The organism is Halomonas jincaotanensis, from assembly GCF_018448785.1.
Taxonomy (GTDB): domain Bacteria; phylum Pseudomonadota; class Gammaproteobacteria; order Pseudomonadales; family Halomonadaceae; genus Halomonas; species Halomonas jincaotanensis.
The window spans coordinates 1-13,599 of sequence record NZ_JAHCLU010000023.1; the positions used below are offsets into that span (position 1 = coordinate 1).

The window sequence follows — 13,599 nt, forward strand, 5'->3', positions numbered from 1 at the left end:
CATTCTGGATAACGCCAGCATGCATCGTTCCCATGCCTTTGGGCGAAAGCGGCTGGAGTGGTTGAATCATCGCGTTCTTGTCATCCATTTGTCGGCCTACTCGCCGGAGCCGAACCTGATCGAAATCCTCTGGCGTCGGATCAGGTACAGCTGGCTACCACTGACCGCCTACAAGAGTTTTGCCACGCTATGCAGCGAGGTGAGCCGAGTGCTCGAGCGCTTCGATGAACGCCCGGAACGGGCCGGTGGAGATTTCGGGGGCGAGTTTGCGATCGACCAGTTGTTCAGCGGCCCCATGGCCTTCTTCGGTGGGGTCGAATATCAGACGCCCTGGGACCCGCTGATCTTGCAGCTCGAATACGAGGGCAACGATTACAGCAACGAGCCTCGGGACAACCCACAGATTCAAGAGACCCGCGTTAACCTGGGCGCCCGCCTAGCGGTGGCCGATAACCTCTCGCTGCACGGCGGTTGGCAGCGTGGTGATACGGCGATGGGTGGCATCAGCTATGACATTGATCCGGCCGGGCTGGGTCAGGTCAAGAACGACCCTGAACCGTTGCCGATCGGTGCTGCGCCCTTCGACGATTGGGAGGCAACAAGTCAGGCATTGACGAAAACGCCGGCGTACGGGTGAACCGTATTACGCGCCGAGGAAGTGACCTGCGCAGGGGAGGCGGAGCCGGTGCACTTTCGCTCGTCGGCGCAGAGTGAGGGGCGTGCCGGGCGAATCCTCAATGCCAAAGCGGATGACGAGATCGACACCTTCCGCTTCGAATGGCAGTAGCGCGGCTTGCCGCTGCGCGAAAGCCTACATGACCGCGCCGCGCTGGTCGCCGCCACCGACTCGGCGGGAGCGTGCCAACATCGCCTGGCGTCCGCTCACCCGCGATGGCGGTGCGCGCCTCGGCCGCCGCTACACCCTCCTGTATGGCATCACCCATGACGCGACATTGGCCGTTACTGGGAGGATTACGACAAGAGCTGGGAGTAGTAGGAATCGTTAATGGGGGGTAGCAAACGCTGCATAACTCTCGCCGGGAGCGGCTCTTGGTCCAGAGACTTGCCCTTGGCGCCATACCAATGGCTGATCGAGGCGCAGTCGCCCTCTTACTTCCCTAATGCGGCGGATAATCCGGCAGGCAGGTATACTAATATATCTTAGGGAACAAATAACGACCACTGTGGGAATTATCTGGCCACGCGTAGCGTTTCAGCGGATAAGAATAAAATTGTTCAGTAACTCCTTAAGTCAATAAGCCGACGATGGAGAGAACAATGATACAACCCTTATTGCACAAGCTAAGCAACTTCGCTGACCTCTCTGATGAAGAGAAAGCAGCGTTGAACCATGCCGCCCAGGAAAGCATTTGTTATGAAAAAGGCGAAGACATCATAGTCGAAGGTGAAAAGCCTGATTACGTTCACCTTATTGAAGAGGGATGGGCGTGCCGCTACAAGCTTCTTGATCAGGGCGACCAGCATACCATGGCATTTCTCCTTCCCGGCGATATGTGCGACATCCACATTACGATTCTTGACGAGATGGATCACTCGATCCGCGCGCTGACTCCGGTGAAGCTCGCTCGCATCCCCGCCAAGGAAATACTTAATATCCTAGATAACTTTCCTCGGCTCACGCGTGCGCTCTTCTGGTCGACACTCGTTGATGAGGCGATCCTGCGGGAATGGCTGGTAAATGCGGGAAGCCGTACCGCGGATGCAAGGACGGCCCATGTTTTCTGTGAGCTATTGTTGCGCTCGCATGCAGCCGGGCTCACGCAGGACAATAGCTTTGAACTTCCCTTAACCCAGGAAGCACTCGGCGAGGCGATGGGCCTGACCAACGTGCATATCAACAGAGTGGTACAGCAAATGCGCAAGGATGGTTTGTTAGCATTTGAGAGAAAACGTTTAATTATTCTTGACTGGGAAAAGATGAAGGCATTCTCAGGATTCAGATCCAATTATCTTCATTATCAACAGCAGAATATCGAGCCGCAATGTTAAAACGGCCAATCTCAGCTATTTCCTGTTGCCGCCCTGTTTTCCTTGCTGGTGCACTGGAAACTGGCGACGCCGCCTATATCGCCAAAGCGATGGGTGTTGTCGCCCGAGCCAAGGGCATGAGATTGCAGCGGTGTGGAGATCTAAAAGACAGCGGCGGGCAGCATGTGGATTGTCATCGTTGAGTCATGGTGGGTCGCTAGAGTCTTGGCAGTGCACGGCCGAGATTCCTCCACCCGACGAGAGACCCAAAATGATGATACGCGCGACCTTGCCCTTGCTTGCCGCTGGCCTGATGGCGGCTTCCACTGCCCACGCCCAGAACGTCTTCGACTACCCTCAGACCGACGATGCGCCGGCGACCTTCCACGTGGTCAACGAGATTCCCGCCGGTAGCTTCACCAAGTACGAGATCGATGCCGAGCACGGCCAGCTTATCGTCGACCGCTATGTGACGATGCCGGTGCGCTACCCGGCCAACTACGGTTCGATCACCAGCTCGGCAGGCGGTGACGGCGACCCGCTGGATGCCCTGGTGCTGACCCGCGACCCCATCTATCCCGGCGCGGTGATCAAGGTGAAGGCCATCGGTGTGCTGCGCATGCTCGATGACGGCGAAACCGATGACAAGATCATTGCCGTGCCGGCCGATGACGTGGACCCGACCTTTGCCGAGATCGACGAGATGGACGACCTGCCAGCCATGGAAGTGGAGCGGCTGAACGCCTTCTTCCGCGTCTACAAGGACCTACCCGACGGCGGCGACATCGAGCTTGACGGCTTTGGCGACGCCAGTAAGGCCCGCGACATCCTGTCCTCGGCCTTCGAGGCCTATCAGAGCGCCGAGTAAGGCAACCATCTTTCACTCACTCCAGCGTGAAAGTGAAAGACCGCTGGCAATGGAAGGCCTGAAAGGAAAGGGGGGAAAGCACGGCTCGCCACGCTGTGGGGGATCATGGCGTTCTTGCACAAGTAGCGAGCTTTCAGGCATCGCTCCAAGCCTTCTGCCGCGCCTTCGGTGACGACTACTTGTGGCACTCAGGCACCGCTCTTTCGTCCTCGGTGCCCCAGATGTTCAACCAGGTGCGAGTTTCTTGGCCGGTCAGATGCCGGCCGGTTTCTTGATAGGTCGCCCCGGAGGCCAAGGCTTCCTGTTTGAGGCTCTCGCGGGCTTCCTCGCGCTCGACGTATTGCTGGATGGCCTCGAGCATGATCCAGTGGGGCGAGCGGCGGCGCTGGCTGGCGAGGTGCTGGACGCGCCCTTTTAGCGTGTCGTCGATCTTGAGGGACGTTGCCATAGTAGGCTTCCTATTACGTAGTAATACCAAGTGATGCCTTAGCTTCTCCGCTCCCGTCCGTCCAACATGCTTACCGTGATGCGCGCCTTGGGCGTTGACTTGTCGGCACCATGGCGGCCGTATCGGAGGGGCCTCGCGATCGTGGCCGGGTTCGTCCTGTTGATATGCTTGGGCTATGTTTTCGGCATCGCGTCAAAGATCGCCCTCTTTCAGGATACAGGGATCTGATCCCACGCCCGCTGACGGTGCGCTTTGCCCAGGCTTTCACTGCTCAATCAGCGTCCAGGTTCCGTTAAACGTCCCCCATTCGGAACAGAACGGCCGCTGGCTTGCTTGGAGGCATGGACCCACGATCCCTCGTCTTCTACGCCACACCACGCCACTTATATTGCATGTGTATTGCATGTGGCTCTACGCTTCCGACTTTTCACCGTTCAAGCCGGCAATCGGGGGAAATCGGTCAGCGATGGTGCGGGCTAGCGCGGCCTGGTGGTGCACGCCGGTCTTGCTATAGATCGCCTTCAGATGGGTGCGCGCCGTGTTCAGGCTGATCCCCAGGTTTTCGGCCACGAAGCCCATCCCGCGCCCCATCGCGGCCAGCCGCGCAACCTCGGCCTCGGTCGCGGTCAGGCCGAGACCTTCGGCCAGAAGAACCGGGCCGGGCAGCGCCTTCGGTCCGACCGGATCGGTGACGAACAGGGTCGCCGCCGCGCTAGGGTTGCCGGCTGACGCGGACGCCCCGGCCGGCGCGACCACGAGCGTATAGCTCGGCGCGCCGGAGGGGCGCGGGACAAAGAGGCAAGGCGGGCCGGCGCCGACCGACCGCGTCGCAAAGCGGGCTACGGTTGCGTGCAGCTGGGCCTTCACGTCGTGGTCGACAAGCCGGAGTCGTTTGCCATGTTGCGCGAGGCCGTCGGCTAAGCTGAGGATACGTTCGGCTTCAGCGTTCGTGTAGCGCAGGATCAACCCGGCAGTGACGCTCATCACGCCTACCACAAGTTGTCCGAGGGCAGCTCGAAGGGACGTAACTTCGCGTTGCAGCTGCTCGATATGCCATGAAATGGCAAGACTCCGCGATATATGCGGCACGAGTGACTCGATCCACCGGACGGCACTAGCATCCAGTGCGCCCCGGCTGTTTTCGTTCAAGCAGGCCAAACCGGTGATCTGCTCACTGTCGCGCGTAACCGGTCCAAACAGCCCTTCGGTCAGCGATTGCGCACGCAGAAGCGCTTGCGCTCCGGGATCGTTGTAGACCGCCCGCTCGCCGGCAGCGCCAAGGTCGGCAAGGGAACCCAGAGGCATATACGTCAGGGCTTGAGCAAACACCGAGCGATCGATCACGCCGTATCGTAGGCAATCGTCAATGGAAGCCGGATCGAGATTTGCGCCCCACATAATGCCTTGCCACATCTGGTCAGCGGGCAGGATGCCAAGCAACGCGGTGCTGATATCGGCGCCGCGGCGGATTGTTTCAAGCACATCGAGCCACGCCTCGGGTTCTGCCGAGGCTTCGTAGATCGTGGGTATCAGCCGGTCTATCTCGGCGCGTGCAATCATGGGTTTCGAAGAATCGACGGTTAGAAATTAACTATAGCGTGATTATTTTTCTCGACTCACCCGAACTGGTGAGGCGGAGGAAATTTTCTTGCGTCATCATTTCCGTGTTCCAGACGGTTTCTTCCCGGCACGCCTGGTTTCTTCAGAGAATCTGGAGGGCTGATCATGCTTCCCTCTTTCGCAATTCTGGTTGCGCTGGTGATCTTCGGCGATGCCTTCGCGGCTACGATCGGCTGGCCAGTACCCGGACCGGCCTTGGGTCTTGCCGTCCTTACATCGGCCTTCGCCTGGAAGGGCAGGCCGCATCCGGACTTCGAGCGTCTCTTTGATCTGGCCGCGCCGTGGTTTCCGCTGTTCTTCGTGCCTGCAGCCGTCGGCGTCGTGGCCCATCTCGCTCTGCTCTCGGCGGCGTGGCTGCACGTCGCGGTGGCGATTTTTCTCGGCACGGCGCTGGTGCTCGTCATCACCGGCCAACTTGCGCAAGTCCTCCTGGCACTCACCGACAAGAGGAAATCTGATGCTTGAGACAGTTCTCATTCATCCCCTCTTCGGGCTGGGGCTCACGGTGACCGCCTATCTCGCAGCGGCGGCGCTCTGGGTCCGGTTCGGGCGACCCGCGATCGGCCACCCGGTGCTTGCCGCCACCCTGCTGGTTATCGCAGTGCTGGTGGTCTCCGGTTTGCCGTATGACGTCTTCTACTCCCAAGCCGCCATTCTCCACCAGGCGCTCGGCGGCGTTATTGTGCTACTTGCGGTCCCACTCTGCCGGCAGGCGCGATTGATCCGGGACGCGTGGGCACCGTTGGGGATGACGCTGGTGGTTGGTTCGGCGGTGGCGATCAGCACGGCCCTCGCACTGCCGCTCGCCGCAGGGGCCGACTCCGCGCTCCTGGCGACGCTGGCGCCGAAATCTGCGACCGCGGCCGTCGCGGTCGAGATCGCGCAGGGCCAGGGCGGCGCGATCGGTATGACTGCCGTCATCGTCATCTCCACGGGCATCTTCGGTGCGGTATTTGGACCGTCGATCCTCGGCGCCGCCGGCGTCCGTGACCCTCGGGCAGTCGGTTTCGCCCTCGGTCTGGCGAGCCATGCCATAGGCACCGCCCGCGCCTTCCAGATCTCCGAGATCACCGGCAGCTTCGCAAGCCTCGGGATGATCCTGAATGCCATTCTGACGATCGCCTTGGTGCCGCTCTTCCTTTCCCTGCTGGGCAGCTAATCTGCCTTACTCACCAAAGCGCTTCACCATGTCGCAGAAGTACACCTAAATCACGACCGATAGCAGCCCCAACCGTCCGTCCCCCCCCTTCCTTGACACGGACGGGGCGAGCGCGCTGGTATGTCTATCATTAATGTTTGAAATTTTAAATCGTAATCAATTTACGTAAAAAATAGATGGTCACATCTGCTAGGCTGGCTTTTGCAACGCAGCGTGTACATCAATATTTTCCAATGACTTGAGTATTTACCCACGACTTGGCGCTCACTAGCAGCTTGTTTGCCACGCGGGGGGTGAACTCTGGTTGACCCTTGGGGCAAACCGAACCGTTTCGTGTCGTCGGAAACGCTGCTGATATCCGCGCTGCCAACCTGACAACGCTGCCAACTGAGGAGCCGTCGCTTGGAACTGCTGCTATATGCCATCGACAATATTGAGCTGCTCGGCAGCCGGACGCTGGAGCACATCGCATTGGTCGGGGTTGCCGTGGGCATCGCCACCCTGACCGGCGTGCCCATCGGCATTGCCATCACCAAGAACGAAAATCTGGCGAAGTCCGTGCTGTATGTCGCCTCGATTATCGTCACCATTCCGTCGATCGCGCTGTTCGGCATCATGATCCCGATACTCTCGATCTTCGGCCAGGGGATCGGTTATGTGCCGGCCGTGCTGGCGGTGCTGCTGTACTCGCAATTACCGATTATTCGTAACACCTATACGGCGATCAACAACGTCAATCCGGCATTGCGCGAAGCGGCACGCGGGCTCGGCATGAGCTCGAACCAGCGCTTGCGCATGGTGGAAATTCCCTTGGCAGTCCCGGTCATCATGGCGGGGGTACGCACGGCCGTGGTGCTGAATATCGGGGTCATGGCGATCGCGGCGTATATCGGGGCCGGTGGTCTGGGGACTTTCATTAGTCGCGGCATTTCCCAATCCGACCCGCGCCAGCTGATCGTCGGTTCGATCGCCGTGAGTCTGCTTGCGATCATCGTCGATTTCTCTCTGCTGGCGCTGCAGAAGCGCCTGACGCCCAAGGGCATGGAACTTGACGCTTCCGCCGACTGAGGCGCGTCCTACGCGAACCGCTTGCGGCTCACCAGAACACAGGTTCCCTATGATTCAACTCGACAATCTGACCAAAGTCTTCGAGACCCCTAAAGAGGCCGTGGTCGCTGCCGATCACATCAGCATGAACGTGCCTGACGGTGAGATCTGTATTCTGCTCGGCCCGTCGGGCTGCGGTAAAACTACCACGCTGAAGATGATCAACCGCATCATTCGCCCCACCTCGGGCAAGGTCTTCATCAATGATGAGGACACCAGCGGCATGAATACCCAGGATCTGCGTCGCAATATCGGGTATGTCATCCAGCAGATCGGCCTGTTTCCCAACATGACCATCGAGGAAAACATCACCATCGTGCCCAAGCTGCTGGGGTGGGACAAGACCCGCTACAAGAAGCGCGCGCGTGAGATGATGGACATGATCGCCATGGATGCCGAGGCGTTTCTCAAGCGTTATCCCAGCGAGTTGTCTGGTGGACAACAGCAACGTATCGGGGTGGCTCGCGCCTTGGCCGCCGATCCGCCGGTGATGCTGATGGATGAGCCTTTCGGTGCCATCGACCCGATCAATCGCGCGGTGATTCAGGACGAGTTCCTCAAGATGCAGCAGGAACTCAAGAAGACCATCATGTTCGTCAGCCACGACATCGATGAGGCGATCAAGATGGGCGATCGCGTCGCCGTGTTCCGTGAAGGCAAGCTGGTGCAGTACTCCACGCCGGATGACCTGCTGGCGGCGCCCAAGAATGCGTTCATCGAGTCGTTCCTGGGCGAAGATCGCGCGCTCAAACGCTTGAACCTGGTCAAGGTGAGCGAGGTGGTGAGTACCGACATCGGCAGCGTGCATCCCGACGATACGCTGGAAACGGCGCTATCGCGCATCGACGACTTCGGGTACCAGAACTCCATCCTGATGGTGAATGACCGCCACCAACCGGCCGGCATGATCACCCGCGCCGTTGCCCGCACCACCAAGGGTTACTGCCGTGACCATTTCCAGAGTGCGCCGCCTATCGTCAGGCTGGACGACGACCTGCGCAAGGTTGCCTCGCTGATGTTTGCCAACGACACCACCTGGCTGCCCTGTGTCGATGAGGACGGCCGCGTAAGCGGCCAGATCACCCAGCGCGCGATGACACACCATCTGGGTGCGCGCTTCCGCTCGCGACCCGAAAACAGCGCCAGCATTCGCCCCGACAGCAATGCCGTGAAGGAGTGAACGCCGATGCCGATTCGATCGCTGAGGGGGGCCGTAACCGCCCTGCTGGCTGTGCTGATATTCATTACCGGGGCATGGGCACAGAGCAGCGGCCTGATAGACGATTTCAGTTTCTACTTGCCCGACGTGCAGTATCTGTTGGTCGGGCACCTGCAGCTGACGGCTATCTCGGGCGGCCTGGCCATCGCTGTCGCCATACCGTTGGGGATATTGCTGTCGCGCCCCAGCATGGCCAAGGTGGCGGAGTCGCTGATGCAGGTGTTGAACGTCGGCACCACGATTCCCACCCTGGCCGTTCTCGCCCTATCGATGAGCTTTCTGGGCATCGGCATCGTCCCGGCCGTCTTCGGCCTGTTCGTCGCCACGCTGTTGCCGATTGCACGCAACACCTACGTGGGCCTGAAGGGGGTGTCGCCGGCGCTGATGGAGGCCGCCGCCGGGATCGGCATGTCGCCGACCCAGCGCCTGTTCAGAGTTGAATTGCCCAACGCCCTTTACGTGATCTTTGCCGGCATCCGCACGGCCCTGGCGATTAATGTCGGCACCGTGCCGCTGGCGTTTCTCATTGGGGCGGGGGGCCTCGGCGAGCTAATCTTTACCGGCATCGACCTTTACGACACGGTGATGATGCTTTCCGGTGCCATTCCCACGGCATTGCTGGCGATCGTCGTCGATGCCTTGGTCGCGACCATCGCGTTTCTTGTCGTGCCGCGTGGGGTCAATCCCGCGCGTGCCTGACATTCCTTTGAAACAACGCCAATCGACAAGCAGGAGACAAACAATATGATTAAGACATTGACGACCACCCTGACCGGCCTCGCCCTGGCCAGCAGCGTGACCGCCGCTCAGGCCGAGATCGTGGTGGGCGGCAAGAACTTCACCGAGCAGCAGATCCTGACCAGCATGACGGCCCAGTACCTCGAAGGGTTGGATTATGATATCGAAAAGCGCGCCGGAATGGGCTCGGCCATCCTGCGACAGGCACAGGAGAATGGTCAGATCGACATGTACTGGGAATACACCGGTACGTCACTGATCAACTATAACGACGTCACCGAGCCGCTGTCGCCGGACGAGACCTACGCGCGCGTCAAGGAACTGGACGGCGAAAAAGGCCTGGTCTGGCTCGAGCCGTCCAATGCCAACAACACCTATGCCCTCGCCATGCGTGAGGATGATGCCGAGGAGCGAGGCATCGAAACGCTGACCGATCTGGCCGAGGCGGTCAACGGCGGCGAGGAGCTGAGCTTCGCGCTGAATGCTGAATTCTATGCACGCGAGGATGGCTGGCGCCCGCTGCTGGAGGCCTATGACTTCCGTGTCAGCCGCGGCGATATCCAGCGCATGGACACCGGCCTGGTCTATCCGGCGCTGCGCGATGGCGATGTCGAGGTCGGCCTGGTGTTCGCAACGGATGGGCGTATTCCGGCCTTCGACTTCCGCGTTCTCGAAGACGATGAAGGCTTCTTCCCCGCCTACGCCCTGACCCCGGTGGTGCGCCAGGAGACGCTGGATGAGAACCCGGACCTCGCCGAGCAGATGAACAAGCTGTCGGCGCTGCTTGACGACGACACCATGGCCGAGCTCAACGCTCGCGTCGACGTGGAGCGCGAGACCATCGAGGATGTGGCCGAGTCCTTCCTGAAAGACAACGAGCTGATGTAACATCGTCAACCCATATGACGCGTCGCCATCACGACGTTTACCAGAAGGCCGCCCCGGGGCGGCCTTCTTTCATGTACGTTTGAGAGCTGTCCCATAGGGTTTGAGAGTTTTCCCATGCATTACCAGGATACGCTGCGCGTTGGCGCCGCTCAGATCAACACCTCACTGGGTGATATCAACCTCAACCTGGAACGCCATCTCGAGATGATTGCCGAGGCCCGGGAGCGCCAGCTGGCGTTGCTGGTGTTTCCTGAGCTCTCACTGACCGGCTACGGGCTGGGCAGCGACGTAATGCAGGTGGCCATGCCGCTGGAGGATCCGCTGCTCGCCCGGCTGGCTCGGGCCGCCGGCGAGATGCAGGCGGTAGTGGGCTTCGTCGAGGAGGCAAGCCCCGGGGAGTACTACAACGCCCTGGCCATCCTCCAGGATGGGGAGATCGTCGCGGTGCATCGCAAGCTCAACCTGCCGACCTACGGCGGGCTTGAAGAAGGCAAATGGTTCACCCACGGCAACGCGCTAACGCAGACCACCGTGCGCCCTGGCTGGTCGGCCACTCAGCTGATCTGTGCCGATCTGTGGAATCCAGCGCTGGTGCATGCCGCCCTGCTGCCCCGCCCCACCGTGCTTTGCGCGCCGATCAATTCGGCCAGCGGCATCGTCAGCGAGGCGTTCTCCAATGAGCAGAACTGGGCGCTCAACCTGCATTTTTACGCCATGACCTACGGCACGCCGGTGATCATGGCCAACCGCTACGGCAGCGAGGGCAAGAATCACTTCTGGGGTGGCTCGCGCATCCTGGGGCCGCGCGGCGAACGGCTGGCCGAGGCCGAGGACCGCGAGATGCTGATTACCGCCGAGCTTTCACGCACCGCCATCGCCAAGGCACGCTTCGAGCTGCCTACCCTGCGCGACGCCGACACCCCGCTGATCCGCGAGCTGATGGCGGGGTATCGTTGATCGAACGTGCCAGTTCATTGCGTTGTCGGGCTAGCTGGACCAGAATATACCAATAATTGGTACTGCGAGGTGCGCCATGACAAAGAACACCAGCATCACTCTAGGCCAGCATTTTGATATGTTCATCACTGAACAGCTCGACAGCGGTCGATACAGCTCAACCAGCGAGATCGTCCGCGCAGGGTTGCGACTGCTCGAGGAATCTGAAACCCGCCTGACTAAACTCCGCAAATCGCTCAAGGAAGGTGAAGACAGCGGCTTTGAAGACTATTCCTATGACGCATTCGTCAATGAGTTGGACAACGAAAGTCGCTAATGCCGAATTTCAAGCTTTCAAGGAAAGCCAAGGCTGACCTCAAGGGCATTGCACGCTACACGGAGCGGGAATGGGGGCGTGATCAACGAAATCACTATGTCCTTCAATTCGATGAAAGCTTTCATCTTCTCGGGGGAAATCCGGGAATCGGCCAACCTAGTGACGAGATCAGACTTGGCTACCGTCGATACACCCTAGGAAGCCATGTCATTTTCTATCGGCATTCCCGGGGAAATGTAGTTGAAATCATCCGCATCCTGCACCAACGCATGTTGCCAGACGAGCACTTGCTGTAAAGGGGAACGCTTGCGGTTCAGACACCGGACTGGGCCGGCATCTTCAGCGAGGCGTTCTCCAACGAGCAAAACTGCTGGGCTAGTTATGCAGCGTGTAATGGTTTTATTCGGTCGACTTCCTCCTTGACCGTTCGCGCTGCAATCCATAAATCAACCGCACGCTGTGCATTCAACCAGAACTCCGGAGAATTGCCAAACAAGCGAGCAAGTCGAAGTGCCATTTCAGGACTAAGCGCATGACGCTCGCGCACTGCGAACGGCTGGCCGAGGCCAACACCCCGCTGATCCGCGAGCTGATGGCGGGCTATCGTTAGCTGAGCTACTTGTTCACTCCCACTCAATCTTGAGATCTTTATGCGATTGGGCACAATCTCTGAGATAGAGGTTTATGAGGCTCTGGTAAGGAAGGTCTTTTTCATCGGCAAGCTTCTTGAAATACTCAATAGTATCTTCGTCGAGCCTTAACGTGACCTGCTTTTTGAGCTTTCTAGCATATGAATTCTTGACCGAATCGCAAAAATCATAATGATCACACATGCCTGTACCCTTCATAAATCTTTCGTTCACGCTTGTCAGCTTTACGCGCGGAGATGATCCGTATAGCTTCGCCAGCTCTATAAGGGATCATAATAAAGGGACCTGCTGCTGACCACGCTCTTCCGGGGCAGGATGGGCGCGGTCATATTCCGTCATCGCGCTGCTGGCCTCAGAACTCGCGGCCCAGCAGCGCCTCGCTGAAGGGGTAGCGGCTGAGCTTCTCGATGCCGGTCTCGGTGACCAAGACCTCCTCCTCGAGCTTGACGCCGTCGGCACCGCCGACTTCGCCGATATAGCTTTCCACCGAGACCACCATGCCGGGCTCCAGCTCACCATCCTTGGAGAAGCGGTCGAAATCCATGTGATGGGCGACCAGTGGCGTTTCGCCGTGCATGCCGACGCCGTGGATGATCGAGGGGTAACGGCGATCAAGGAAGCGCTCGGGGATCTTCCAGGCGCGTTCGGCGATCTCGCGGTAACTGATCCCCGGCTTGAGAATCGCCATATTATGATGCACCTGTTCATAGGCCATCCGGTACAGGCTCTGTTGGTAACCGGTCGGCTTGCCTGGCCCGACGTGGAAGGTGCGCGAAAAGTCGGAGTAGTAGCCATGGCAACCGATGGTATCGGTATCCAGCGCGACCAGTTCGCCGGGGCGAATCACCCGATCGCTGGCCTCGTTGAACCAGGGATTGGTGCGCGGCCCGGAGGACAACAGACGGGTTTCGATGAACTCGCCGCCCTGCTTGATGACGTTGCCGTACATGATCGCGAACAGGTCGTTCTCGGTGAGCCCCGGCTTGATCGCCGCTTCCACTTCCGCCACCGCCGCTTCGCTGCCGGCCATCGATTGCGCCAGGCAGGCGACCTCTTCCGGCGTCTTGATGCGACGGCAGTGCAGGGTGTCCTGCATGCAGTCGAACACGTCCAGGCCCTGGGCCTCGAGCGAGCGCGCCAGGTTCAAGGTGCAGCGGTCGAGACCGACCTTGCAGTTGCCCTTGCCGTGGGCATTGACCAGTTCGGCGATCTCGATGCCGAAAGGGTCGGACGACAGGTTGTCACGCTGGTTGACGGCGGACCACACCACCTTGGAGGTGCGCGCCTCGTCGATCGTCTCGAGCCAGGTCGATATATGGGCGCTGCCCGGGTACTCGAAGAGGATGATCGGGCCGTCCAGCGGCACGTAGATGTAGCGCGTGGAATTGCGCAGGAAGTAGCCGAACATGTTGCGCGAGCCGGTGGCGTAGCGCTGGTTGTTCGGGTCGAAGAGTACTACCGCCGCATAGCCCTGCTCAGCCATCATGTTGCGCAGCCTCGCCAGGCGTCCGGCGCGCAGCTGCTTGGGGTCGAAGGCCGTGGGGATGCTGTCGCCGTTGCCCATCGGGGCGGAGGGGACCACCGGGATGCTATCCGGCTCGCGATCGGAAAGCTGCTCGAATTCTACTTGGTTCATTAAA

Annotated in this window: 18 protein-coding genes; 13 read left to right on the top strand and 5 right to left on the bottom strand. The window is 59.7% G+C overall.

Translation table 11 applies throughout. The annotated features are described in order from the left end of the window. The 4 genes from KG088_RS16805 to KG088_RS16820 all read left to right on the top strand — a co-directional run. Nucleotides 1–637, top strand: a 637-nt coding sequence (locus tag KG088_RS16805; protein WP_213827365.1) for a YjbH domain-containing protein, incomplete at its 5' end; no start/stop codon positions are given. A gap of 48 nt (nucleotides 638–685) precedes the next feature. After that, complete coding sequence (locus KG088_RS19685; protein ID WP_250148329.1) at nucleotides 686–787, top strand: YjbH domain-containing protein; 102 nt, start codon at nucleotides 686–688, stop codon at nucleotides 785–787. A 491-nt stretch (nucleotides 788–1,278) separates the two neighbouring features. Beyond that, a complete protein-coding gene (locus KG088_RS16815) occupies nucleotides 1,279–2,010 on the top strand; it encodes a Crp/Fnr family transcriptional regulator (protein WP_213827369.1) in 732 nt (243 codons plus the stop codon). A 250-nt stretch (nucleotides 2,011–2,260) separates the two neighbouring features. Then, entirely contained in the window at nucleotides 2,261–2,857 is a 597-nt protein-coding gene (locus tag KG088_RS16820) for an inorganic diphosphatase (protein ID WP_250148330.1), read from the top strand. Between the two features lie 175 nt (nucleotides 2,858–3,032). Here KG088_RS16820 and KG088_RS16825 read toward each other — a convergent pair whose 3' ends face one another. Both KG088_RS16825 and KG088_RS16830 read right to left on the bottom strand, forming a co-directional pair. Next, nucleotides 3,033–3,305 (bottom strand): CopG family ribbon-helix-helix protein, encoded by a 273-nt coding sequence (locus KG088_RS16825; protein WP_213827371.1) that lies wholly within the window; start codon nucleotides 3,303–3,305, stop codon nucleotides 3,033–3,035. A 411-nt stretch (nucleotides 3,306–3,716) separates the two neighbouring features. After that, the gene (locus tag KG088_RS16830) at nucleotides 3,717–4,865 is read right to left on the bottom strand and encodes a helix-turn-helix transcriptional regulator (RefSeq protein WP_213827373.1); all 1,149 of its coding nucleotides are present in this window, start codon (nucleotides 4,863–4,865) and stop codon (nucleotides 3,717–3,719) included. 165 nt (nucleotides 4,866–5,030) lie between these two features. On the opposite strand from KG088_RS16830, the gene KG088_RS16835 reads away from it, so the two are divergent. The 9 genes from KG088_RS16835 (at nucleotide 5,031) to KG088_RS16875 (ending at nucleotide 11,605) form a co-directional block, all read left to right on the top strand. Further along, a complete protein-coding gene (locus KG088_RS16835; RefSeq protein ID WP_213827375.1) occupies nucleotides 5,031–5,390 on the top strand; it encodes a CidA/LrgA family protein in 360 nt (119 codons plus the stop codon). Next, the gene (locus KG088_RS16840) at nucleotides 5,383–6,084 is read left to right on the top strand and encodes an LrgB family protein (protein WP_213827377.1); all 702 of its coding nucleotides are present in this window, start codon (nucleotides 5,383–5,385) and stop codon (nucleotides 6,082–6,084) included. Before KG088_RS16835 ends, KG088_RS16840 begins: the two co-directional genes overlap by 8 nt. A 402-nt stretch (nucleotides 6,085–6,486) precedes the next feature. After that, complete coding sequence (locus KG088_RS16845) at nucleotides 6,487–7,152, top strand: ABC transporter permease (protein WP_213827378.1); 666 nt, start codon at nucleotides 6,487–6,489, stop codon at nucleotides 7,150–7,152. 49 nt (nucleotides 7,153–7,201) lie between these two features. Further along, nucleotides 7,202–8,371 (top strand): ABC transporter ATP-binding protein, encoded by a 1,170-nt coding sequence (locus tag KG088_RS16850; RefSeq protein WP_213827379.1) that lies wholly within the window; start codon nucleotides 7,202–7,204, stop codon nucleotides 8,369–8,371. A 6-nt stretch (nucleotides 8,372–8,377) separates the two neighbouring features. Continuing rightward, on the top strand, nucleotides 8,378–9,109 hold the full coding sequence (locus KG088_RS16855) for an ABC transporter permease (protein WP_213827380.1): 732 nt from the start codon (nucleotides 8,378–8,380) through the stop codon (nucleotides 9,107–9,109). Between the two features lie 45 nt (nucleotides 9,110–9,154). Then, complete coding sequence (locus KG088_RS16860) at nucleotides 9,155–10,036, top strand: glycine betaine ABC transporter substrate-binding protein (protein WP_213827381.1); 882 nt, start codon at nucleotides 9,155–9,157, stop codon at nucleotides 10,034–10,036. Nucleotides 10,037–10,150: 114 nt separating this feature from the next. After that, nucleotides 10,151–10,993, top strand: coding sequence for a nitrilase-related carbon-nitrogen hydrolase (locus KG088_RS16865; RefSeq protein WP_213827382.1), 843 nt, complete (start codon nucleotides 10,151–10,153; stop codon nucleotides 10,991–10,993). A gap of 76 nt (nucleotides 10,994–11,069) precedes the next feature. After that, nucleotides 11,070–11,309: a type II toxin-antitoxin system ParD family antitoxin gene (locus KG088_RS16870; protein ID WP_213827383.1), complete on the top strand. Its 240-nt coding sequence runs from the start codon at nucleotides 11,070–11,072 to the stop codon at nucleotides 11,307–11,309. Beyond that, nucleotides 11,309–11,605, top strand: coding sequence for a type II toxin-antitoxin system RelE/ParE family toxin (locus KG088_RS16875; protein WP_213827385.1), 297 nt, complete (start codon nucleotides 11,309–11,311; stop codon nucleotides 11,603–11,605). The genes KG088_RS16870 and KG088_RS16875 overlap by 1 nt, the downstream gene beginning before the upstream one ends. Nucleotides 11,606–11,688: 83 nt before the next feature. Here the strand turns inward: KG088_RS16875 and KG088_RS16880 are convergent, their stop codons facing one another. The 3 genes from KG088_RS16880 to KG088_RS16890 form a co-directional block, all read right to left on the bottom strand. After that, complete coding sequence (locus tag KG088_RS16880; protein ID WP_319941466.1) at nucleotides 11,689–11,973, bottom strand: HigA family addiction module antitoxin; 285 nt, start codon at nucleotides 11,971–11,973, stop codon at nucleotides 11,689–11,691. Then, on the bottom strand, nucleotides 11,933–12,157 hold the full coding sequence (locus KG088_RS16885) for a BrnA antitoxin family protein (RefSeq protein WP_213827387.1): 225 nt from the start codon (nucleotides 12,155–12,157) through the stop codon (nucleotides 11,933–11,935). Before KG088_RS16885 ends, KG088_RS16880 begins: the two co-directional genes overlap by 41 nt. A 154-nt stretch (nucleotides 12,158–12,311) precedes the next feature. Further along, the gene (locus tag KG088_RS16890; RefSeq protein ID WP_213827389.1) at nucleotides 12,312–13,595 is read right to left on the bottom strand and encodes a M24 family metallopeptidase; all 1,284 of its coding nucleotides are present in this window, start codon (nucleotides 13,593–13,595) and stop codon (nucleotides 12,312–12,314) included. Nucleotides 13,596–13,599: the final 4 nt, after the last annotated feature.

Coding starts and splice junctions, on each gene's coding strand:
- KG088_RS16815 (WP_213827369.1), top strand. CDS start 1,279: ATGATACAACCCTTATTGCACAAGCTAAGCAACTTCGCTGACCTCTCT.
- KG088_RS16820 (WP_250148330.1), top strand. CDS start 2,261: ATGATGATACGCGCGACCTTGCCCTTGCTTGCCGCTGGCCTGATGGCG.
- KG088_RS16825 (WP_213827371.1), bottom strand. CDS start 3,305: ATGGCAACGTCCCTCAAGATCGACGACACGCTAAAAGGGCGCGTCCAG.
- KG088_RS16830 (WP_213827373.1), bottom strand. CDS start 4,865: ATGATTGCACGCGCCGAGATAGACCGGCTGATACCCACGATCTACGAA.
- KG088_RS16835 (WP_213827375.1), top strand. CDS start 5,031: ATGCTTCCCTCTTTCGCAATTCTGGTTGCGCTGGTGATCTTCGGCGAT.
- KG088_RS16840 (WP_213827377.1), top strand. CDS start 5,383: ATGCTTGAGACAGTTCTCATTCATCCCCTCTTCGGGCTGGGGCTCACG.
- KG088_RS16850 (WP_213827379.1), top strand. CDS start 7,202: ATGATTCAACTCGACAATCTGACCAAAGTCTTCGAGACCCCTAAAGAG.
- KG088_RS16855 (WP_213827380.1), top strand. CDS start 8,378: ATGCCGATTCGATCGCTGAGGGGGGCCGTAACCGCCCTGCTGGCTGTG.
- KG088_RS16860 (WP_213827381.1), top strand. CDS start 9,155: ATGATTAAGACATTGACGACCACCCTGACCGGCCTCGCCCTGGCCAGC.
- KG088_RS16865 (WP_213827382.1), top strand. CDS start 10,151: ATGCATTACCAGGATACGCTGCGCGTTGGCGCCGCTCAGATCAACACC.
- KG088_RS16870 (WP_213827383.1), top strand. CDS start 11,070: ATGACAAAGAACACCAGCATCACTCTAGGCCAGCATTTTGATATGTTC.
- KG088_RS16875 (WP_213827385.1), top strand. CDS start 11,309: ATGCCGAATTTCAAGCTTTCAAGGAAAGCCAAGGCTGACCTCAAGGGC.
- KG088_RS16885 (WP_213827387.1), bottom strand. CDS start 12,157: ATGAAGGGTACAGGCATGTGTGATCATTATGATTTTTGCGATTCGGTC.
- KG088_RS16890 (WP_213827389.1), bottom strand. CDS start 13,595: ATGAACCAAGTAGAATTCGAGCAGCTTTCCGATCGCGAGCCGGATAGC.